The 18,771-nt window shown below is 36.4% G+C and carries 18 protein-coding genes; 10 read left to right on the forward strand and 8 right to left on the reverse strand.

Translation table 11 applies throughout. The features are described from left to right. Window positions 1-77 precede the first annotated feature (77 nt). Window positions 78-530 carry a CopY/TcrY family copper transport repressor gene (locus LF20184_RS00075; protein ID WP_010017986.1) on the reverse strand — a complete coding sequence of 151 codons (453 nt, stop codon included), beginning with the start codon at window positions 528-530 and terminating at the stop codon, window positions 78-80. A gap of 223 nt (window positions 531-753) precedes the next feature. On the opposite strand from LF20184_RS00075, the gene LF20184_RS00080 reads away from it, so the two are divergent. Beyond that, entirely contained in the window at window positions 754-1,413 is a 660-nt protein-coding gene (locus tag LF20184_RS00080) for an EAL domain-containing protein (RefSeq protein WP_010017984.1), read from the forward strand. Between the two features lie 43 nt (window positions 1,414-1,456). Here LF20184_RS00080 and LF20184_RS00085 read toward each other — a convergent pair whose 3' ends face one another. Next, window positions 1,457-2,815: a C1 family peptidase gene (locus tag LF20184_RS00085; protein ID WP_236906321.1), complete on the reverse strand. Its 1,359-nt coding sequence runs from the start codon at window positions 2,813-2,815 to the stop codon at window positions 1,457-1,459. An 18-nt stretch (window positions 2,816-2,833) separates the two neighbouring features. Here LF20184_RS00085 and LF20184_RS00090 point away from each other — a divergent pair, with 18 nt between their 5' ends. Further along, complete coding sequence (locus tag LF20184_RS00090; RefSeq protein ID WP_010017981.1) at window positions 2,834-3,508, forward strand: type 1 glutamine amidotransferase; 675 nt, start codon at window positions 2,834-2,836, stop codon at window positions 3,506-3,508. A gap of 31 nt (window positions 3,509-3,539) precedes the next feature. Here the strand turns inward: LF20184_RS00090 and LF20184_RS00095 are convergent, their stop codons facing one another. The 3 genes from LF20184_RS00095 to proC form a co-directional block, all read right to left on the reverse strand. After that, entirely contained in the window at window positions 3,540-4,721 is a 1,182-nt protein-coding gene (locus LF20184_RS00095; protein ID WP_010017980.1) for an acetate/propionate family kinase, read from the reverse strand. 77 nt (window positions 4,722-4,798) lie between these two features. Then, window positions 4,799-5,395 carry an ECF transporter S component gene (locus LF20184_RS00100; RefSeq protein ID WP_035181772.1) on the reverse strand — a complete coding sequence of 199 codons (597 nt, stop codon included), beginning with the start codon at window positions 5,393-5,395 and terminating at the stop codon, window positions 4,799-4,801. A gap of 101 nt (window positions 5,396-5,496) precedes the next feature. Continuing rightward, complete coding sequence (gene proC, locus LF20184_RS00105; RefSeq protein ID WP_010017978.1) at window positions 5,497-6,267, reverse strand: pyrroline-5-carboxylate reductase; 771 nt, start codon at window positions 6,265-6,267, stop codon at window positions 5,497-5,499. Between the two features lie 124 nt (window positions 6,268-6,391). Between proC and LF20184_RS00110 the strand changes: the two genes are divergently transcribed. Then, window positions 6,392-7,108: a DUF975 family protein gene (locus LF20184_RS00110; RefSeq protein WP_010017977.1), complete on the forward strand. Its 717-nt coding sequence runs from the start codon at window positions 6,392-6,394 to the stop codon at window positions 7,106-7,108. Window positions 7,109-7,258: 150 nt separating this feature from the next. After that, window positions 7,259-7,975, forward strand: a complete 717-nt coding sequence (locus tag LF20184_RS00115; protein WP_010017976.1) for a DUF975 family protein — start codon at window positions 7,259-7,261, stop codon at window positions 7,973-7,975. Window positions 7,976-8,011: 36 nt separating this feature from the next. Here the strand turns inward: LF20184_RS00115 and LF20184_RS00120 are convergent, their stop codons facing one another. Next, a complete protein-coding gene (locus tag LF20184_RS00120; RefSeq protein ID WP_010017975.1) occupies window positions 8,012-8,770 on the reverse strand; it encodes a MerR family transcriptional regulator in 759 nt (252 codons plus the stop codon). Window positions 8,771-8,902: 132 nt separating this feature from the next. Here LF20184_RS00120 and thiD point away from each other — a divergent pair, with 132 nt between their 5' ends. Then, on the forward strand, window positions 8,903-9,715 hold the full coding sequence (thiD, locus tag LF20184_RS00125; protein ID WP_029606414.1) for a bifunctional hydroxymethylpyrimidine kinase/phosphomethylpyrimidine kinase: 813 nt from the start codon (window positions 8,903-8,905) through the stop codon (window positions 9,713-9,715). 28 nt (window positions 9,716-9,743) lie between these two features. Further along, complete coding sequence (locus LF20184_RS00130) at window positions 9,744-10,796, forward strand: hypothetical protein (RefSeq protein WP_010017973.1); 1,053 nt, start codon at window positions 9,744-9,746, stop codon at window positions 10,794-10,796. A 34-nt stretch (window positions 10,797-10,830) separates the two neighbouring features. Here the strand turns inward: LF20184_RS00130 and LF20184_RS00135 are convergent, their stop codons facing one another. Further along, on the reverse strand, window positions 10,831-11,352 hold the full coding sequence (locus LF20184_RS00135; protein WP_010017972.1) for a helix-turn-helix transcriptional regulator: 522 nt from the start codon (window positions 11,350-11,352) through the stop codon (window positions 10,831-10,833). Window positions 11,353-11,769: 417 nt separating this feature from the next. Here LF20184_RS00135 and LF20184_RS00140 point away from each other — a divergent pair, with 417 nt between their 5' ends. Genes LF20184_RS00140 through cydC form a run of 4 tightly spaced genes read left to right on the forward strand, consistent with a single transcriptional unit; the run spans window position 11,770 to window position 17,691 of the window. Beyond that, window positions 11,770-13,212: a cytochrome ubiquinol oxidase subunit I gene (locus LF20184_RS00140; RefSeq protein WP_010017971.1), complete on the forward strand. Its 1,443-nt coding sequence runs from the start codon at window positions 11,770-11,772 to the stop codon at window positions 13,210-13,212. Next, complete coding sequence (gene cydB / locus LF20184_RS00145; protein ID WP_056945187.1) at window positions 13,209-14,222, forward strand: cytochrome d ubiquinol oxidase subunit II; 1,014 nt, start codon at window positions 13,209-13,211, stop codon at window positions 14,220-14,222. Before LF20184_RS00140 ends, cydB begins: the two co-directional genes overlap by 4 nt. Further along, window positions 14,222-15,955, forward strand: coding sequence for a thiol reductant ABC exporter subunit CydD (cydD, locus tag LF20184_RS00150; RefSeq protein ID WP_010017966.1), 1,734 nt, complete (start codon window positions 14,222-14,224; stop codon window positions 15,953-15,955). Before cydB ends, cydD begins: the two co-directional genes overlap by 1 nt. Next, on the forward strand, window positions 15,952-17,691 hold the full coding sequence (gene cydC / locus LF20184_RS00155) for a thiol reductant ABC exporter subunit CydC (protein WP_010017965.1): 1,740 nt from the start codon (window positions 15,952-15,954) through the stop codon (window positions 17,689-17,691). The genes cydD and cydC overlap by 4 nt, the downstream gene beginning before the upstream one ends. A gap of 48 nt (window positions 17,692-17,739) precedes the next feature. Here cydC and LF20184_RS00160 read toward each other — a convergent pair whose 3' ends face one another. Continuing rightward, a complete protein-coding gene (locus tag LF20184_RS00160) occupies window positions 17,740-18,711 on the reverse strand; it encodes a polyprenyl synthetase family protein (protein WP_010017964.1) in 972 nt (323 codons plus the stop codon). Between the last annotated feature and the right edge of the window lie 60 nt (window positions 18,712-18,771).

Genomic DNA, 18,771 nt, shown 5'->3' on the forward strand with positions numbered 1-18,771 from the left:
CATTTAACAAAAAGCAAGAAAAATAGGCCAAACTCAATTTCTGAGTTCAGCCTACGCCCCTGCCAAGGAACTTAATTTTAGCACATATCGTCGCAACCGTCTGGCAAACAATCGCAATGCACGTGTTCTGGAGCAGTCTTTTCTTTTTCTTGTAAAGTCTTTTCTAATTTAGCGATATCAGCTCGACTGATTTCTAAGGAATCAATCAATTCATTCAAAACCGAACCTGCTTTATGAGCACAGAAATCATTGAATAAACTGTTAGCATATTCGTTCATCGTATCTTGTTCAGCTACAGTTGAGGAATAAATATAACGACCTTGTTCTTTTTTACGACTAAGAAATTCTTTTTTAGTTAAACGCGTAATTAAAGTCTTGATCGTAGAGTCAGACCAAGTTTGTTTCTTTTGCATCAAATTAATGATTTCTGAACTAGTCACATGTTTCAAAGTCCAGACGATGCGCATGATTTGCCATTCGGCTGAAGAAATTTCAACTTTCTTCCGTTCTTTTTTTGTAACCGTATCCATCAAAAACGTCCTCTCTTAATGAGAACATTATATAACAATACTAATAGCTTTTTATAGTTTGTTTTCACTAAGGATTTCCACAAAGAAATAATTATCGGAATATCGCCATGATATTCCAATAGGAATATTTATTATTCTTTGATTAATAGCCTGTTTAATTGATATAAATTTAAAAATGGAATAAAATACTCGAGTACAAGAGAATTTTAGGATAGGAGGGAAAATGCCTACGAAGTATAGTTTTTTTGTTCAACCACAAGTCAACAAGAGCACAGATACTCTTTTTGGATATGAAGTCCTTTTACGTAAAGAAGATAACGGCAATTGGCATTTACCAGAAGATTTCACAGAACTTTCAATTGAAAAGCAAGTAGGTTTAGTTGAAGAAACGGCTCATATATTAGCCAAGCAAAAAAATAAGCACAGATCCTTATCATTTAATTTGAACAAGGAACAAGCCAACGATCCACTTACACTGGGAGCCATTATTGCTTTAAAGAAGCGAATTGACCCAGTCTCTTTAACGATTGAATTTACTGATGCTATGCCATTAGCCAAAGTAAAAGAATACAGCTTGATATTGCATCAATACGACATTGCCCTAGTGATTGACGACGTCGGGACAGGTTCTAATACTTTTGATAATATCAAACATTCATTGCCATACGTGGATCGAATCAAGTTTGCGATGCAAAATCTTCGCATGAGTGGTAATGCTGACAAAATTCCTGAATACCTATCCTTTTGGGTTCATCAAGCTAAAAAGTACTGTTTAGATATGGTACTAGAAGGCGTAGAAGACTCCAAAGACCAAATTCTCGCTCAAAAATACGGCATCAATATTCAACAAGGTTACCTTTATGGCAAACCTTCAATGCCTTAAAAAAAGACCAATTAGCTTATAAAAAGTTAATCGGTCTTTTATTTTAGGCTAAAGAATCCCAAGCTGGCAATTCAATAGGATCTTGATTGTATTCAGATAATTCAGCAGCAGTTAAATATTTTTTATTGATAATTACTTCGTAGACGTAATCTTCAAACCACTTCTTGTCCATCATGTAGTAGCCATTTTCACCGTTGTCGCTGCCCCAAGAATTTTCGACTTTGTAGCGATTAGCTTGTCCATTAACTAAGTTGACCCCAGTAATAGTCATCGCATGTGAGACTTGAGCTTGCTTATAATCTAAACGAAGTCCCTTTTCAATCTCAGAGTCAATATTGAACAATTTATCGTATTGATACAAATTACCTAATAAGTAACCTTTTTTACGATCAGATTCTTCCAAAACATCATTTCCAAACCAAACTGGATCATTGCCTTTTAATTGTTCAACCGTTAACTCTTCTAGGCGTTCAATTGGCAAATTCAAAAATTTATCGATTCGACCCCCCACAACGTTGCCAGATTCAGCAATCGTATAAGTTTGATGATATTTCTTACTCTTTTGTGGTGAGTTTTCAACGATAACATAGTCATCTAGATTCATCGTAAAGTAACGTTTTAGGAAATCTTTTGGTGTGATGCTTGTTTCTTCAATCAATTTATCATTATCGGTATGAAGCGACAATTCAAATTCCTTTGGTGGCATCCCAAATGAGTAAACGCAGACTTTATAAACTTCAGAAAGCATTTCTTCAACACGTTGATCAATTTTACTTTGGTCTGTCTTATCCTGAACCATTTGACGCAATTCGATACCATTCTTACGCAACATCTTATTCAAAACGGCATTAAATTCAGTTGTATTGTCGGAAGCTTGAGTTTCTGGCATTACATAATTAGGAACCACTCCGTATTTTTGAATCAAATTAGCAGCATAAACCCAGTAACCACCATCGCCACTAGGAGAACTGAATAACGTGTTAACTTTTCGATCATCAACAGGCAAATCAGCCGTTTCCAAAATATTTTGATAGAAATAGTTAGCCTTTTCTAGACGATCATAAAATGAAAGATAGTTTTGTGATAATTCAAAATCTTTCAGATTATTCTTTTGAGCAAATTCTGTTCGTAAAGTATTCAAAGCTGCGAATAGCCAACAACGTCCAGAATGCTTTTGATTAGATACCTTGCCTGTATCAACCGTAACGTTAAAAGATGGATTTAATAACGTCTTAGCATTAGGATTTTCACTAGCTTGATAAATCCCTACTTGCGCTACAGCGTTTTTAAGCACATTATTAGTTGCATCTTGATTTAAGTTCTCAGTAAAATCTGCTAAAATCTTTTTATTGATTTCTTTTGTCAATTCAATCACCTCATTTATTAATATTACAATATTCATACTATTTGGAGATAAATTATGTCTGAACCTATTAAAATTGCTTATTTATACGAAGATTTAATGAACACCTATGGAGACAGCGGTGACGTTAAGATTCTCAGCTTTCTTCTTAAAGAAAAAGGCTACGACACTCAAGTTGATAATATCAGCCTCGGTATGAAATTTAATGCCTTTGACTACGATTTTCTTTTCTTCGGTGGTGGCCAAGATTTTGAACAATCCGTCGTTTCAACTGACCTAAAGAGACATCGCGAAACTATCAAAGAATACATTGATGACGACAATCCCATGCTTTGCATCTGTGGTGGCTATCAATTCCTAGGTAAATATTACGAAACTAGCAGCGGCGAAACTATCCCTTGCCTTGATATTCTACCTTTCCACACTGTCTTTAAAGCTGATAGTCGTATGATCGGCGATACTGAATATAAGACTGAATGGGGTACTGTTAGAGCTTTCGAGAACCATAGCGGTCGAACTTATTTTGACGATAAGAGCAAGTTAAAGCCTTTCGGTCAAATGGTTGAAGGCTATGGCAATAATCCTGACGACAAACAAGAAGGTATGCGTTACAAGAGCGTTATAGGCAGCTATTCTCATGGTCCTATTTTGAAGAACGAGAACGTTGCCCGTGCGATTGCTGACAAGATTATTGCAGCCCACAAGAAACGTTTAGCTGAAACTAGCAAATAAAAAAAACACAACGATGAGTTGTGTTTTTTTATTACAATTCTGCGACTTGACGAACCATTTCTAACTCTTCATCAGTTGGAATCAATAAAACTTTAATCGCTGAATCAGGACTACTGATCAAACCTTCGTGACCAGCTTTATTCAAATCTTGATCCAATTTCACATTGAAAATAGCCAATTCATCAATGATTTCTTGGCGTAATTCATCGTTATGTTCACCAATTCCACCAGCAAAGACTAAAGCATCAGCTCCATTTAATTCAGTTAAGAAGCTTCCAGCATATTTAACGATGCGATTAACGAAAATATCTACAGCTAATTTAGCTCGTGGATCAGTTTGTTGTTTAGCTCTGATTTCACGCATATCTGGTGAGATTCCAGAAATTCCCAATAAACCAGATTCTTGATTCAACATCATCATAATTTTGTTTGGATCATCAATTTTTAATTCTTGCATCAAATAAGGTACTAAAGCTGGATCCAAGTCTCCGGCACGAGTTCCCATTGTAACGCCTGTTAGTGGCGTGAAGCCCATTGATGTATCGAAAGCTTTTCCATTTTTAACAGCAGCAAGTGATGCTCCACTACCTAGATGCATGGTTACTAAATCAAGCTCATTCTTAGGTTTGTTCAGCAATTCAGCTGCACGTTTAGTTAAATACGTATGTGAAATACCATGTTCGCCATAACGACGGATTTGGTATTTTTGTGTCAATTCATATGGCAAGCTGTAGATAGCATTCTTTTCTGGCAAATCAGTGAAGAATTTACTATCAAAAACTGCATATTGCACAACATCCGGCAAAGTCTTAGCCATTGTTTCAATTCCCTTAGCTTCCATAGGATTGTGCAATGGTGCGAAATTACTGAGTTCTTTAATCTTCTTCAATACTTCAGGCGTCACTTTTACAGCAGACTTGAAGACTTGTCCGCCTGCTACAACACGATGAGCTACCGCTGTAATTTCTGAAAGATCAGCAATAATTTTCAAATTTTGCATTTCGTCAAAAACCATCTTAGCAGCTGCTTCTTGACTCAAATTATCGACCGTCTTTTCAAACTTCTGATGGTCACCGTATTTAATTGTAAAAATTGAACCTGGCATACTAATTCGTTCTACTAAGCCACTAGCTAATATCACTTCGGATGGCATTTCAAATAACTTCCACTTTAATGATGAACTACCGGCATTAATGATTAATGTTTTTTGCATAATTCACACTCCTGCTACTAGCATACCTAATTTTCAGAAAACATGCTGGCATTTTTAACTTTTTACAACAAATTAACTTAATTGTCTAAGAACTTGTTCGTCTTCAAAATTGCTGTCGAAATAGCTGGTGCTAAAATAATCGCCACGATCATCTCTGGAACCCCATTTGTTCCCACGATAACTAACAGCATTTTATTCAACAAATCAGTTTGTGTCGCATAAGCTTGTGCCATAGTACTGGCATACATAACACGCATTAGTCCCAATACTAATACTGTGTTAGTTAATGATCCAACTGCCGAAGCTATTGCCATCCCCAAAACTTTTTTCTGAGTATGGTTTCTGAACCATAAATAAATCCATCCAGCTAACAACCCCACGGCGATTCTAGGTAGAACCGCTACGACTGGATTAGTAAACACCGTTGTATCAATGATTGACGTTGGACTAGTGAATGCTCGAATTATCGTTCCAATGCCCCACACTAAACCGACAATTGCGCCATCCTTTGGTCCTAACACAATCGCTGCTACGATAACAGTGATATGAATAATCGTAATATTGACGAAACCGGTTGGAATATAGCCCAACATCGGAACCATCGACTGAACTAAGATGATAGCAATCAATATGCCCAAAATTGCCGTCTTATAAGCCTTTCTTCTTTGCAAAATACTCTCCCCAAATAAGTATATTTTTCTTAATTTTACTCGATTATTGAGGAAAGAACAAAAAAAATAAAACCAAACACAAAGTCCGATTTTATTCCTAAAATTTATTCATTTTCAGCAGCGTCAACAGCCTTGATAACGGCATTTCTAAAGCCATACTCTTCTAAGGCAGCCACTCCGCGAATAGTTGAACCACCTGGAGAAGTTACTTCGTCTTTCAAAGCAGAAACGTTCAATTCTGATTGCTTGGCTAACTTGGCAGCTCCGATAGCCATACCGATAGCAGCTTCATAAGAAAGTTGACGATTCAAACCATGTTTTACACCTGCATCGCTTAAAGCTTCAATAAAGACATCCAAGAAAGCTGGTGAGCAACCGGCCACTGTTCCTAGAATTCCTAATTGATCTTCGGGTACTTCGACAAGTTGTCCCGTGTAACCCATAATTGAAGCAACTTTTTTCTTATCGTCATCGGTAAAATCACTCGAATAAGTAATTCCTGTAAAACCAGCACCAACTTTAACTGGTGTGTTAGGAATGGCATGGGCAACTTTGGCATCACTACCTAAAACTTGCTTTAAATGAGTCACTGAAGCACTACCAGTAAAAGCAACGACTAATTTGCCAGCAACGATTTCTTTCAATTCACTCAAAACATTATCCAAAGCAGTTGCACCAACGGCAATGAAAATCACATCGGCGTCAGCTAATTGTTTTACCTTCTTAACCATTTGGAAACCAAGTTGGTCGCACAAAAGTTTCGTTCGATTAGAACGTCCACCCTTTACGACAATCTTATCTTCATCAAAACCATTTTTGATCAAGCCCGTTATAACGGCTCCACCAATACTTCCAGCACCAATAAATCCAATCATGCGATCGACTCCTTTATAAAGAACTTCTTTTATTCATTATATCTTACAGCAAAATAGACGTAATTACGGTCTTTATTTATAATAAAGAGTAATTCAAGTATCTTCAAATAGAGGGGGGTTCTTTATGAAGACATATCGAACAAGATTTCAGTTAAAATCTGAAGTCAAATCACTACTCAAAGGAAACTGGTCTAAGGGAGTTTTACTATTTTTGATTCCATCCCTAGTCTTTTGGTTTACTAATGAGTACAGCAATTTCAATGAAAAAATCAAAATTAATTACGATACTGCAACGGTGAATTTTGACCAACTGGTTAGAATGACTGCCAATTCTGGAATTATCAGTTTAATAGTTAGTTTGATTTTTCTAGTAATTACTTTATCCGCTACTTTTAGGGGACTGGATTGGTTAGAAGATCCAGAGCTAGACTTTGCTCCAATCAAAAGTAACTTTACTTATTTCAGAAGTCCTGATTGGTGGAAACTAATGCTAATTTACATCATTTCCTACATCTTCTTGACACTTTGGACTATTCTTTTAGTCATTCCTGGAATTATTAAGTACATGGCCTATTCACAAACTTACTTCATCTATAAAGATCTAAACGACCGTGGTCTTGCTAATAATTATAAATTGACTGACTATATCACAAAGAGTCGCCAATTGATGGTCGGCAATAAATGGCGTTATTTCGTCCTTCAACTTAGTTTTATCGGTTGGTGGCTACTTGGTTTCTTAACATTAGGCGTTGGTTTCATCTGGATTTACCCATACTACAAATTAACTATGGCTAACTTTTACAAAGACTTGAAAGAAAATAACGGTGCAATCTTAGCATAGGTTGCATCGTTTTTTTTGTATCGTTATAACGTCTCACTGCTTTTTGATAGACTAGATACCATCATTGTCTTCCCCTACAAGGGCGTGTATTGTTGATATATAAGGAAAAAGTTCACAAGCTCTTTTCACTACATCTACATAGGGGGAATAATGAAAGCATATCGTACTAGAAATCAATTAAAAACTGAGGTTAAGACTCTTCTTAAAGGAAATTGGTCAAAAGCCATTATTCTATTTTTAATTCCTACTCTAGAGTTTTGGTTTACCAACGTATACAAAGTTATCAAAGATAATTTTAGTGTAAAGTACAATAATTTAACGGTCACTCTTGATCAAATTCTTAAAGCATCTACTAGTTATGGTTTAGTCAGCGCCATTCTAGGTCTGATTTTTATCTTAATCACTTTATCAGCTACTTTTAGAGGATTGGATTGGTTGGAAGACCCTAATTTAGAATTCTCACCTCTCAAAAGTAATTTCACTTACTTCAGAAGTCCTGCTTGGTCAGAATTAATCATGCTCGACGTTATTTCATATGTTTTCTTATTGTTTTGGACAATCTTATTAATCGTTCCTGGAGTAATTAAAGCTTTAGCCTATTCACAAACTTATTTCATCTACAAAGATCTTAACGACCATGGTCTTTCCAAAGATTATCGTTTAACTGATTACATTACTAAAAGCCGCCAATTAATGGTTGGTAATAAATGGCGTTATTTTGTCCTTCAACTTAGTTTTCTTGGTTGGTGGGTACTCGGTCTTATAACTCTAGGTATTGGTTTCATTTGGATTTATCCATATTACAAATTAACTATGGCTAACTTCTACAAAGATTTGAAAGAAAAAAGCGGTGCAATCTTAGCATAGGTTTGCATCGTTTTTTGTATCGTTATAACGATAATTTCACTTAGTATATTCGTAAATCACATCATGCAACAATTGAACAACTGGCATATTTGTCTTTTTATCATAATAATCGCCAAACCTAGCATCACTAATATACATATCGACCAATCCTCGATGCGCTTTTTTGGTATAACTGGGCCAAGTGTATTCAAGCCATTGCTTATGTTCTTGATAAATTTTTTGAGCTAACTGTGAATCCAAGTCCGGGTGCTGTTTCAAGGCTACTAAATCGTCAATCAAAGCCTTTTCTACAGCTTGCATTTGTTGAAACTCTACCTCACTCAATTTAGAAAACTTTTGATTGGATTGTTCAATCGTTTTTGAACCATATTTTTGGCGAATTTCCGCACCGTATTTAACCTCATTTTCTGAAATTCTAGTCTCTTTAAACGCCGTAAATCTTTCTGTATCCGTCATTTCGATTTCTCCTTGATAATCTTTGATAGTCAAATCAATATTTGTTAGCAGAGTATTTATCTTTTCTTGTTCTTGTAATAACAACTGTTGTTGCTGTTTCAATGCATCTATCCTCGAAAAATTCGGATCATCCATAATTTTCTTGATCTCCTGCAACGGAAAATTCAGCGACCGATAAAAAAGAATTTGCTGCAATTTATTTACATTTTTTTCATCATAAATTCGGTAATTATTTTCATTAACTTCACTCGGTTTCAACAAATTTATATCATCGTAATATCTCAACGTACGCGTTGTGATACCAGTCATTTCAGCTAACTTTTTAATTGTATATTTCATAAATATCTCTCCTAACAAATTGAATTTTATCGGTTGACGTTACGTGAAGGTCAAGTAAATTATGATAAAAATCGACCACTTTTTTCACCTTTCCTGTTAAGATAGGGATTAACAATAATTAGGTGGGTGACTATATTGAATGAATTTACACAAGTTTTAACTATCGCAGGTTCTGACTCTGACGGAAGTGCCGGCGCTCAAGCAGATCTCAAAACATTTATGGCTCGTGGTGTTTATGGAATGTCCGTATTTACTGCCGCTGTTGCTGGGAATTCATATGGAATTCACGACAGTGTAAATATGCCAGTCAGTTTTATTGAAAATCAAATCAAAGATATCAAAGATGATTTCAAAGTTTCAGCTTTTAAAACTGGTATGTTGTCTGATTCAGAAATTATTCACACAGTTACTGAAGCTATCAAGGATAAACCTTTTGGATACTTCATCTTAGATCCAGTTATCATCACTAAACATGGGGCAATGCTTTTGGAAACAGAAGCTTACCAAACCTTGATCGATGAATTATTCCCATTAGCTGATTTAATTACGCCAAACTTCTATGAAGCTAAGAAATTATCTGGCCTAGAATTAGAAAATAAAGAAGAAATTATTAAGGCTGCACATAAATTACGCAAATTAGGTCCAAAAAATATTATGATAAAGGGTGAACATAGTGACGACTCAATCGATGAAGTTGAAGATTATGTTCTACTAGAAGATGGCCAATCATTCTGGATCTCTGAACCATTTGTCAAAACAGAACATATCAATGGTACTGGTGATACCTTGTCATCATGTATTGTGGCTGAATTAGCAAAGGGTCAAAGTATGGAAGATGCCATTAAGACTGCAAAAACATTTACTTATAATGCTATTAAACATGAAATCGCTGTAGGACATAAATATGGACCTATTAACCATTTTGTAAAGGATGATATACAATAGTATTGGTAAGTAAAATTGGAGGTTAACTATGGTAAGAATAACAAAAATTTCTGCCGGGATTTTATTGCTTATACTATCAATTGTATTAATGATCAAAGCTGGATTTGAAGGTTTCATTGCTGCTCTAGTCGGTACTGGAGCTATCGGTGGTGCTGCCGGAATTCTAATGGCAATCACTTATATCATTTCAGCCGCAATCTACATTTTAACTAACCGAACGTACAGTATCGTTCCTGATATTGTTGGATTTGTCATCCTGATCCTCGGTGGTTTAATGGGCTTGTTTAACGCCAATATGCCTGGAGCTGGCTTCTTAAAGATTTGGGCTTGGGTTGGTATCATCATTGGTGCAATTGACTTGATTGTCGTCATCGTTGATATGATAATTCATCCAGTTTCTGACGAAGAACCTGAAGACGAACCGGATAATAATCAAAATCAGTTCGACAACCAAAACCAAAACTTTGGTCAGTTTTATAATCAAAATCAACCAAATGGGCAATTTAATCAACCTAACAATTTTAATCAAGCAAATTACGGATATAATCCTTATCAAAATAACAACCAAAACCAATTTGGTAACAACAATCAAGGATACAATCAACAACCAAATCAACAGTTCAATCCTAATCAAGTTCCAAACAACATGAATCAACAACAGTTCCCTAACAATGGGAATTACAACAATAACCGTTCTAATCAATTCAACAACCAAGCTAATAATGGCTACAATAATCAGCCATACAATCAGCCTATGAATAACAATATGAACGGGAACATGAATAATAATATGAATCGCCCTAACCCTCGTGGCAATTACCAACAACCAAATAATCAATTTGGCAACGGCAATCAAGGACAATTCAACAATCAATCATACAATCCAAATTCAAATTACAATAATCAAAACTACGGTCAAAACCAAAACTACGCACCTAATAACCAGAATCAAAATATGAACCAGCCAAACTTTGGTAATCAGAACAATCAACAATTCAATCCAAACAATGGCAATCCTCGTTTAGGCGCACCGCAACAAAACAATAATCTTGGTACTAGAAGTCGTAGCAGTAGACACTAGTCTAAAAAGGACAAACGCGAATGCGTTTGTCCTTTTATTTTTTCAGCAAATATGCCACTATCATCGAACCAACAAACAAGACAGCAAATAGTAAAAATCCTTGGACTTGTTTATTAGGTCGAATTGAAACCTCAGTCGTCTGTTCTTCTTGTTTAACTTCTTGATTAAAATAAATCAATATGCCTGAATTCAAGGCAATACTTACTAAAATCAAAACTGTACTAACTGTTGATAGTCTTCCTAAAAATTTCTGTTGCGAAACGATTAATATCAAAATCAAATTCAAAATACTAGGCAGCCACATGTACCTTTTCAAAGTCATTAAACGTGTTTTTCTATCAATATCTCTCACAATATCAGATCCCTCCACTAGTAAATTATCTAAAGAAATGTGATAGAGCTTCGATAAACGGATCAGACTATTAATATCGGGGAAAGTCTTACCAGTTTCCCAGTTCGAGACGGTTTTTGACGAAACATACAATTTCTCTGCCAACTGTTCTTGAGTCAAATGATATTCTTGGCGTTTCTTTCTCAAAATCTGATTCAATTCCATTTTTATCGCTCACTTTCACATTGCTTAGTTCATTTATATTAGATTCGGAATAAATTAACCATCCAATCCATTTCTAATCGTTAATTTTCATGCTTATAACGGCGTTATAAATAAATTGTTCCTAAATTAAAGATACCACTTACCTTTTGTAAATTTTCTTTATCAAATCTGACAAGCAGACAATTTTGAAAGCGGTATATTTTAAGTATAGATAATATAGAATTATCATTTTATGTATTGTCGATTAATTAATTGTTATTCATGATATTTTTTATTTTGTGAAATTTTATGCAATTCAGTTATATCAAGGCTGAGACCGCTTTTTTGAAGTCGAATTTATTGATTAAACAAGTAATTAATCATATGATAAATTCATATATTGGGTTTAAATTTATGTTTTTAAGGAGGTTATTGACCATGCTTGGTGTTGGTTTAAGTATTGTCTCTTTGGCACGTTTCCAATTTGCAATGACGACCGTCTTCCATTTCTTCTTTGTTCCGTTTTCAATCGGAATGGGATTTCTAGTCGCTATCATGGAAACTATTTATGCCGTTAAAAAAGACAAAGTTTACCTAGATATGGCTAAATTCTGGGGAAAAATTTTCCTTTTGAGTTTTGCTGTCGGTATTGTTACAGGTATTATTCAAGAATTCCAATTCGGTATGAATTGGTCTGAATACTCACGTTTCATGGGTGATGTGTTCGGTGCTCCACTTGCTATTGAAGCTTTATTAGCATTCTTCATCGAATCCGTCTTTATCGGTATTTGGATGTTCACTTGGGATCGTTTCAAACCTGGTGTTCATGCCTTTATGATTTGGATGACTTCAATTGGTACAATGCTTTCCGCTATTTGGATTTTAGCTGCCAATAGTTTCATGCAACATCCCACAGGTTTCAAGATCAACAATACGACCGGAAGAATCCAATTGACTGACTTTGGTGCTGTCGTTGCCAATCCTCAATTATGGAAAGTCTTCCCACACGTTATCCTTGCTGCCTTTATGACAGCTGGAGTTGTTATTGCTGGTATGAGTGCTTGGGGACTATTACGTAAAAAGAAAGACGAAAATCACTTCTTCAAGACATCACTACGTTTTGGACTTTGGGCAAGTTTGATTTTCGCTATTGCTTCAGCTGGTGCCGGAGATTTGCAGACTCAACAAATTATCAAAGATCAACCAATGAAATTTGCTGCAACCGAAGGTATTTATGAAGATACCAAAGACCCTGCTCCTTGGACTGTCGTCGAATTGATCGATGCTAAGGACCACAAGGCTAGTGGCAAAATTGAAGTTCCTGGTGTCTTGAGTATTTTGGCCTACCACAAATTAAGTGGTTCTGTAAAGGGTATGAATACGATCGACAAAGAACTTCATGCTAAGTACGACAAGAAATTCGGAAAAGATATGAATTACTACGTTCCACCTAAGACTTTATTCTGGAGTTTCAGAGTGATGACCGGAATTGATGCTTTAGTTATGTTGATTGCTCTAGTCGGTTTGATCTTCTCCAGAAAGAAGAAGGATACGATTGAAAGTCACAAGTGGATGCTAGTTGTTTTAGGCATCAGTATTTGGCTTCCATTTATCGGTAATTCTGCCGGTTGGTTCATTACTGAATTTGGTCGTTATCCTTGGATCGTTTACGGACTATTCACGATTGCTCAAGCTGTATCACCTACTTCAACCGTTGCTAGTCTATTATTCAGTAACATCGTTTACTTCTTGCTCTTTACTCTATTGGGTGGCGTTATGGTTTGGTACTGCAGACAAACACTTCATCACGGTCCATACTTTGAAGAAGCTGACTCCAAACAAAACGTCGATCCATTTGCAAAGGAGGCCTTCGGACAATGACACTCAGTACACTGTGGTTTATTTTAATTGGACTTCTATTTGCCATCTTCCTATTTCTTGAAGGTTTCGACTTTGGCGTTGGAATGGCAACAAGATTCCTTGCTAAAGATGACGTAGAAAGAACTGCAATCATGTCGACTATCGGACCCCACTGGGACGGTAACGAAACTTGGCTTGTTACAGCTGGTGGTGCAATGTTTGCTTCCTTACCAATGTGGTACGCATCGTTGTTCTCCGGTTATTACATTTTGTTCTTGTTAGTTTTGGTTGGTTTGATTCTTCGTGGGGTTTCCTTTGAATTCCACAAGCACGCTGAAACTAAAACAGGTAAGAATCTTTGGATGTGGGCATTTTTTGCCGGTAGTATCATCCCACCATTCTTCCTCTGTATGATTCTTTTGAGCATGGTTCAAGGTATCCCAATGGATGCTTCAGGTAATGCTTTCCCAACTTTCTTTGATGTCGTTAACTTATTATCAATCGTCGGAGGAGTTGCCGGAGTATTGCTTTCACTAGTTCACGGCTTGAACTTCATTCGTCTAAGAATTGAAGGACCATTGCGTGATCGTGCTCGCAAATTAAATCAAATTCTTTATCCAATTTTGTTCCTCGGTGAAGTGGTCTTTGCAGTTTTAGTTTTCTTGCAAACTGACTTCTTTACTAAGAGATTCTTCTCATCTCTCATCATTACTCTGTTAATTGTTTTGTTCTCCTTATTAGGTTACTATGGAGTCCTAAAGAACAGAGAGGGATGGAGCTTTGCTGGTAGTGGTTTAGCACTAAGTATGGTCATCGTTTTATTGTTCAACGGCCTATTCCCACGTGTCATGATTGCTACTAACCCAGCACATAGTATCTTGATCAAAGACGCTGCCAATTCACCATATACTTTGACGATTATGACGATTGTCGCATGTATCTTGGTACCAATTGTAGCTATCTACTTCATTTGGTCATACTCTCTATTCACAAAGAGAATAAATCCAAGAGAGAATACGGTGAAATACTAATGATAGATAAGCGATTATTTCGCTTACCTGGAACAAAAAAACTTCTTCTAATGCTTGCAGGATTAACTCTCTTGCAAGCATTTGTTGTTTTATTCCAAGGTAAGTATTTAGCAGAAGCACTCGTAAATTCGTGGGAACAAAAACCACTGCAAACCATCATCGATCCGATGGTCTTATTTGCGGCGTCTTTCGTCTTGCGACATTTATTCAATTTAATTAATACTAAAATCGTCGAAAAATTTGCCAGCAAGACGTCCGAAGATATCAGAGGACGTTTGCTCGACAAAGTTTACAATGCTGGTCCGGAGATGATTTCTGAGGAAGGAACCGGTAACTTAGTTACTTCTTCTCTAGATGGTATCGACTTGGTCGAAAATTACTTCAAATTGATTTTTACTAAATTGATGAACATGTCGATCATTCCACCAGTTTTGTTGATTTATATTTATATGCAAAATATTGCTTCCGGAATAACTTTGACCATCATCGTGCCACTAGTTATTTTATTTATGATCATCTTAGGTCTTGCTGCTCAAGCCAAAGCAGATGCTCAATACAAGCAATATACGATTCTTTCCAATCACTTCTTAGATGCCTTGCGAGGTTTACCAACGTTAAAAATGTTGGGGCTAAGTAAACGCTATGCTAAAAATATCTATACGGTCAGTGATGAGTACCGTAGAAGAACGATGAATACGCTCAGAATTGCCATCTTATCGACTTTTGCTCTCGATTGGTTAACTACCTTAGGAATCGCTATTTTGGCCGTCTTCCTAGGTTTAGGGCTCATTAACAACAGTTTTCCACTCTTCCCTGCTTTAGTCACTTTGATTTTGGCTCCAGAATATTTCTTACCTTTGCGAGATTTCTCTAACGATTATCACGCTACTCTAAACGGTAAAAACGCCTTGAATTCTATTTTTGAAATTTTGGAACGTCCAGACACCAAAGAATCTGATCAATTAAAAGATTTCACTTGGGATAAAGACTCTACCGTTACAATCAATAACCTACAATTCACTTACCAAGGTGTTGGTAACGATGCGGTCAGTCTCGATATCGATAAATTAAGATTAAATGGTTACCAAAAAATCGGTGTCATCGGTAAATCCGGTTCTGGTAAAACGACTCTGATCAGAACCATTGGTGGCTTCCTAGTTCCTAATCAAGCTGACATTCAAATCAACCACCAAAAGGTTCCTAATTTTAAGCAAGAAAATTGGCAAAAGAAGCTTACGTTCTTACCCCAATCACCTTATTTATTCGCCGGTTCAATTGCCGAAAACATTGCCTTTTATCGTCCTAAAGCTTCATTAGATGAAATTAAACATGCGGCCGACCAAGCTGGTTTGCAAGAATTCATCGATACCTTAACTGACGGCTATCAAACTAAAATCGGTGAAGGCGGACGTGGAATTTCTGGTGGTCAGCAACAACGTATCATGTTAGCTCGTGCTTTCTTAGCTGATGATCGTCACGTCTTAATCTTTGATGAACCAACAGCTCACCTAGATATCGAAACCGAGTACGCTTTGAAGAAGCCGATGGAAAAATTATTCCAAAATCATTTGGTAATTTTTGCAACGCATAGATTGCACTGGATCAAAGAAATGGATTATGTCATCGTTATGGATAACGGTACTATTGTTGAACAAGGTACGCCAGAACAGCTCCACAGCCATAACGGTGCCTTCACAAAATTAATCAAGAATATGCGAGGTGATCAACTATGAATTTCTTTAAAACATTCAAGCATGATACTTGGGTCAAACCTTATATCAAACAATATAAAGGTCTGTTGATCACTGCTTTAACATTGGGCTTATTGACGTCATTTTGTGCCGGTGCTTTGATGTTTACTTCTGGCTATACAATTGATAAAGCTGCTACACATCCAGTCAATATTCTTTTGATTTACGTACCTATCCTTTTAACGAGAGCCTTTGGTATTGGTCGTCCTGTTTTCAAATACGTGGAACGATTAAAGAGTCACAACTGGGTTTTAAGAGTTACATCTGATTTAAGAACTCGACTTTATAAAACCTTGGAAAGTGACGCTTCATTTTTCAATGAACATCATAAAACTGGCGACATCATGGGTTTGTTGTCAGAAGATATTTCCCATTTACAAAACCTTTATTTAAGAACTATTTTTCCAGCTGTTATCGGTTACTTATTGACCATCATCGGCTCGCTTGCCTTAGGAATCTTCAATCCTGCTTTTGGATTCTTCGTCTTCCTGTTGCTTTTTATTGAAGTATTCCTAGTACCGCTATTTTCAGTCTCGATTGAAAGTGCTCGCCGGGCTTATCAAAAAGAGGTCAAAAGTGACCTTTATGTTCAACTAACTGACAATATTTTAGGCGTCGATGATTGGATCATTTCTGGTCGTAAAGATGATTTTAGAAACCTAACCTCAGAAAATATTCATAATCTTGACCAATCACAGTTAAAATCAAAGGCTTTTCGTCGCAATCGTGACTTTGGTTTACAGTTGATTTTCGCTGCTTTAGCAATCTGTTTCTTGATTTTTACTAACTTAACGATGACTAACGGCCAAGAACAAGCCAACTTCGTTTCTGCGGTCGTCTTGGCTATCTTTCCACTCTCAGATGCCATTATCCCTGTCAGTCAAGGGTTTGAAGAATGGCCCCTCTATAAGGACTCCATTCAACGTCTAAATACCATTAAACCAGTCAAGAGTAATTTGCCTGCTCAGATTGATTTAGCTCCTAACGACTTTAAGAGTTTGACATTAAACAACGTATCTTTCGAATATGATACCGACTCACCAATCTTGATTAAAAACTTTTCGCAAACGATTCATAAAGGAGAAAAATTAGCACTTTTAGGTCCAAGTGGAATCGGTAAAACAACAGTATTGCAATTGATCCTAGGAGATCTGACGCCAACCGCTGGTCAAATTAAGATTAACGATTACGATATTGCTCAAGTTCAAGAGCATCGTCAAAAACTATTCTCTGTCTTGAATCAGAAGCCGTTTCTCTTCAACACTACGTTGATGAATAACGTTAGATTAGGAAATGAAGGCAAATCTGATGTCGAAGTCAAACAAGCCTTAGAACGCGTTGGTTTAAAAGATTTGGTCGAATCATTGCCCGATAAATACAACACACTAGTCGGTGAAAACGGCTCAAGATTTTCCGGTGGCGAACAAGAAAGAATCGCTTTAGCCAGAATCCTATTACAAGATGCTCCTATCGTCTTGCTTGATGAACCAACGGTTGGACTTGACCCCATTACAGAAAATGACTTATTAGAAACCTTCTTCTCCGTTTTAAAGGACAAAACTATCATTTGGGTAACTCATCACTTGCAAGGAGTTAATCACGTTGACAAGGTAGTCTTTATGAATAGTGAAGAGATTGAAATGCAGGGTGCTCCTAAAGACCTTTATCAATCAAATAAACATTTCAAAGAGCTCTATCAAATGGACCAAGGATTATAAGCGTTATAACGACATAATAAAAAGGATATGCCGAGTGGCATATCCTTTTTATTTGATTCGATTGCTTAATTTTTTAACAACATTTTTTAAAATAACTTGATTATGATTCTTAGGTAATTTTTCAATCTCTAGAACGGCTCGATCAGTAAATTCACGAGCAATTCTTTTAGCTTGATCCAAATAACCATCGTCTAAAACTATTTGTGTAGCCACATTATCATCTTCATCACTCAAATGATCCTTCGACAAGACAGCGACTAGCTTTTGATTCTTAGCTTCTAAACCTAAGATATAAGGCAACGAATAGACGCCATTTTTCAAATCTTCATGGACTGGCTTACCAGTTTGAGAAGTCGAACTGAAGTCCAAAATATCATCAATAATCTGAAAAGCCATTCCAATATCATGACCAATATTTTGGCAGCGTTCAATAACTTCTTGACTACTGTCACCAACGATTGCACCCATCTTGGCACTGAGACTGAATAATTCGGCAGTTTTTCCGGAAATTTCTTTAAAGTACATATCGGTAGTAGCGTCGACATTGAAATTAATCAACATTTGATCTAATTCTCCGACTAGAATTTTCTTCATACTCAGGGCATTCAACAAAATATCCGTGTTATGCTGCAAGTTTCTTGAAATCAATTCAAAGTAAAGCGTAAATAAATAATCCCCAGCATATATCGCGTTTCTACGGCCGTACTTCGTATGAACCGTAGGACGACTACGACGTAATGGCGAATCATCGATTACATCATCGTGAATCAAAGTCGCCACGTGCAAAATCTCGATCGAAGCTGCCAAAGGAATCAATTCTTGCGTCGTTTTTTTAGTAGTTCCAAAATCACTGAACAGCAAGAAAAATGCCGGACGCAACATCTTCCCGCCTGAAGTTAAATCGACAATCATTTTACTAATATCTAGATTTTGAATCTTAACTTCTTGGTGAATGAAATCAGTCGTTAGATCCAATTTTTTCCCTAATTTAGGGTAACTTTTCCAAATTGAGTTCGCCATATAATTTCTCATACCCCTGTATTACTTTGTTGTAATCTAAAATAATTCTATAATAGAACC

Source organism: Companilactobacillus farciminis KCTC 3681 = DSM 20184, assembly GCF_002706745.1.
GTDB lineage: Bacteria > Bacillota > Bacilli > Lactobacillales > Lactobacillaceae > Companilactobacillus > Companilactobacillus farciminis.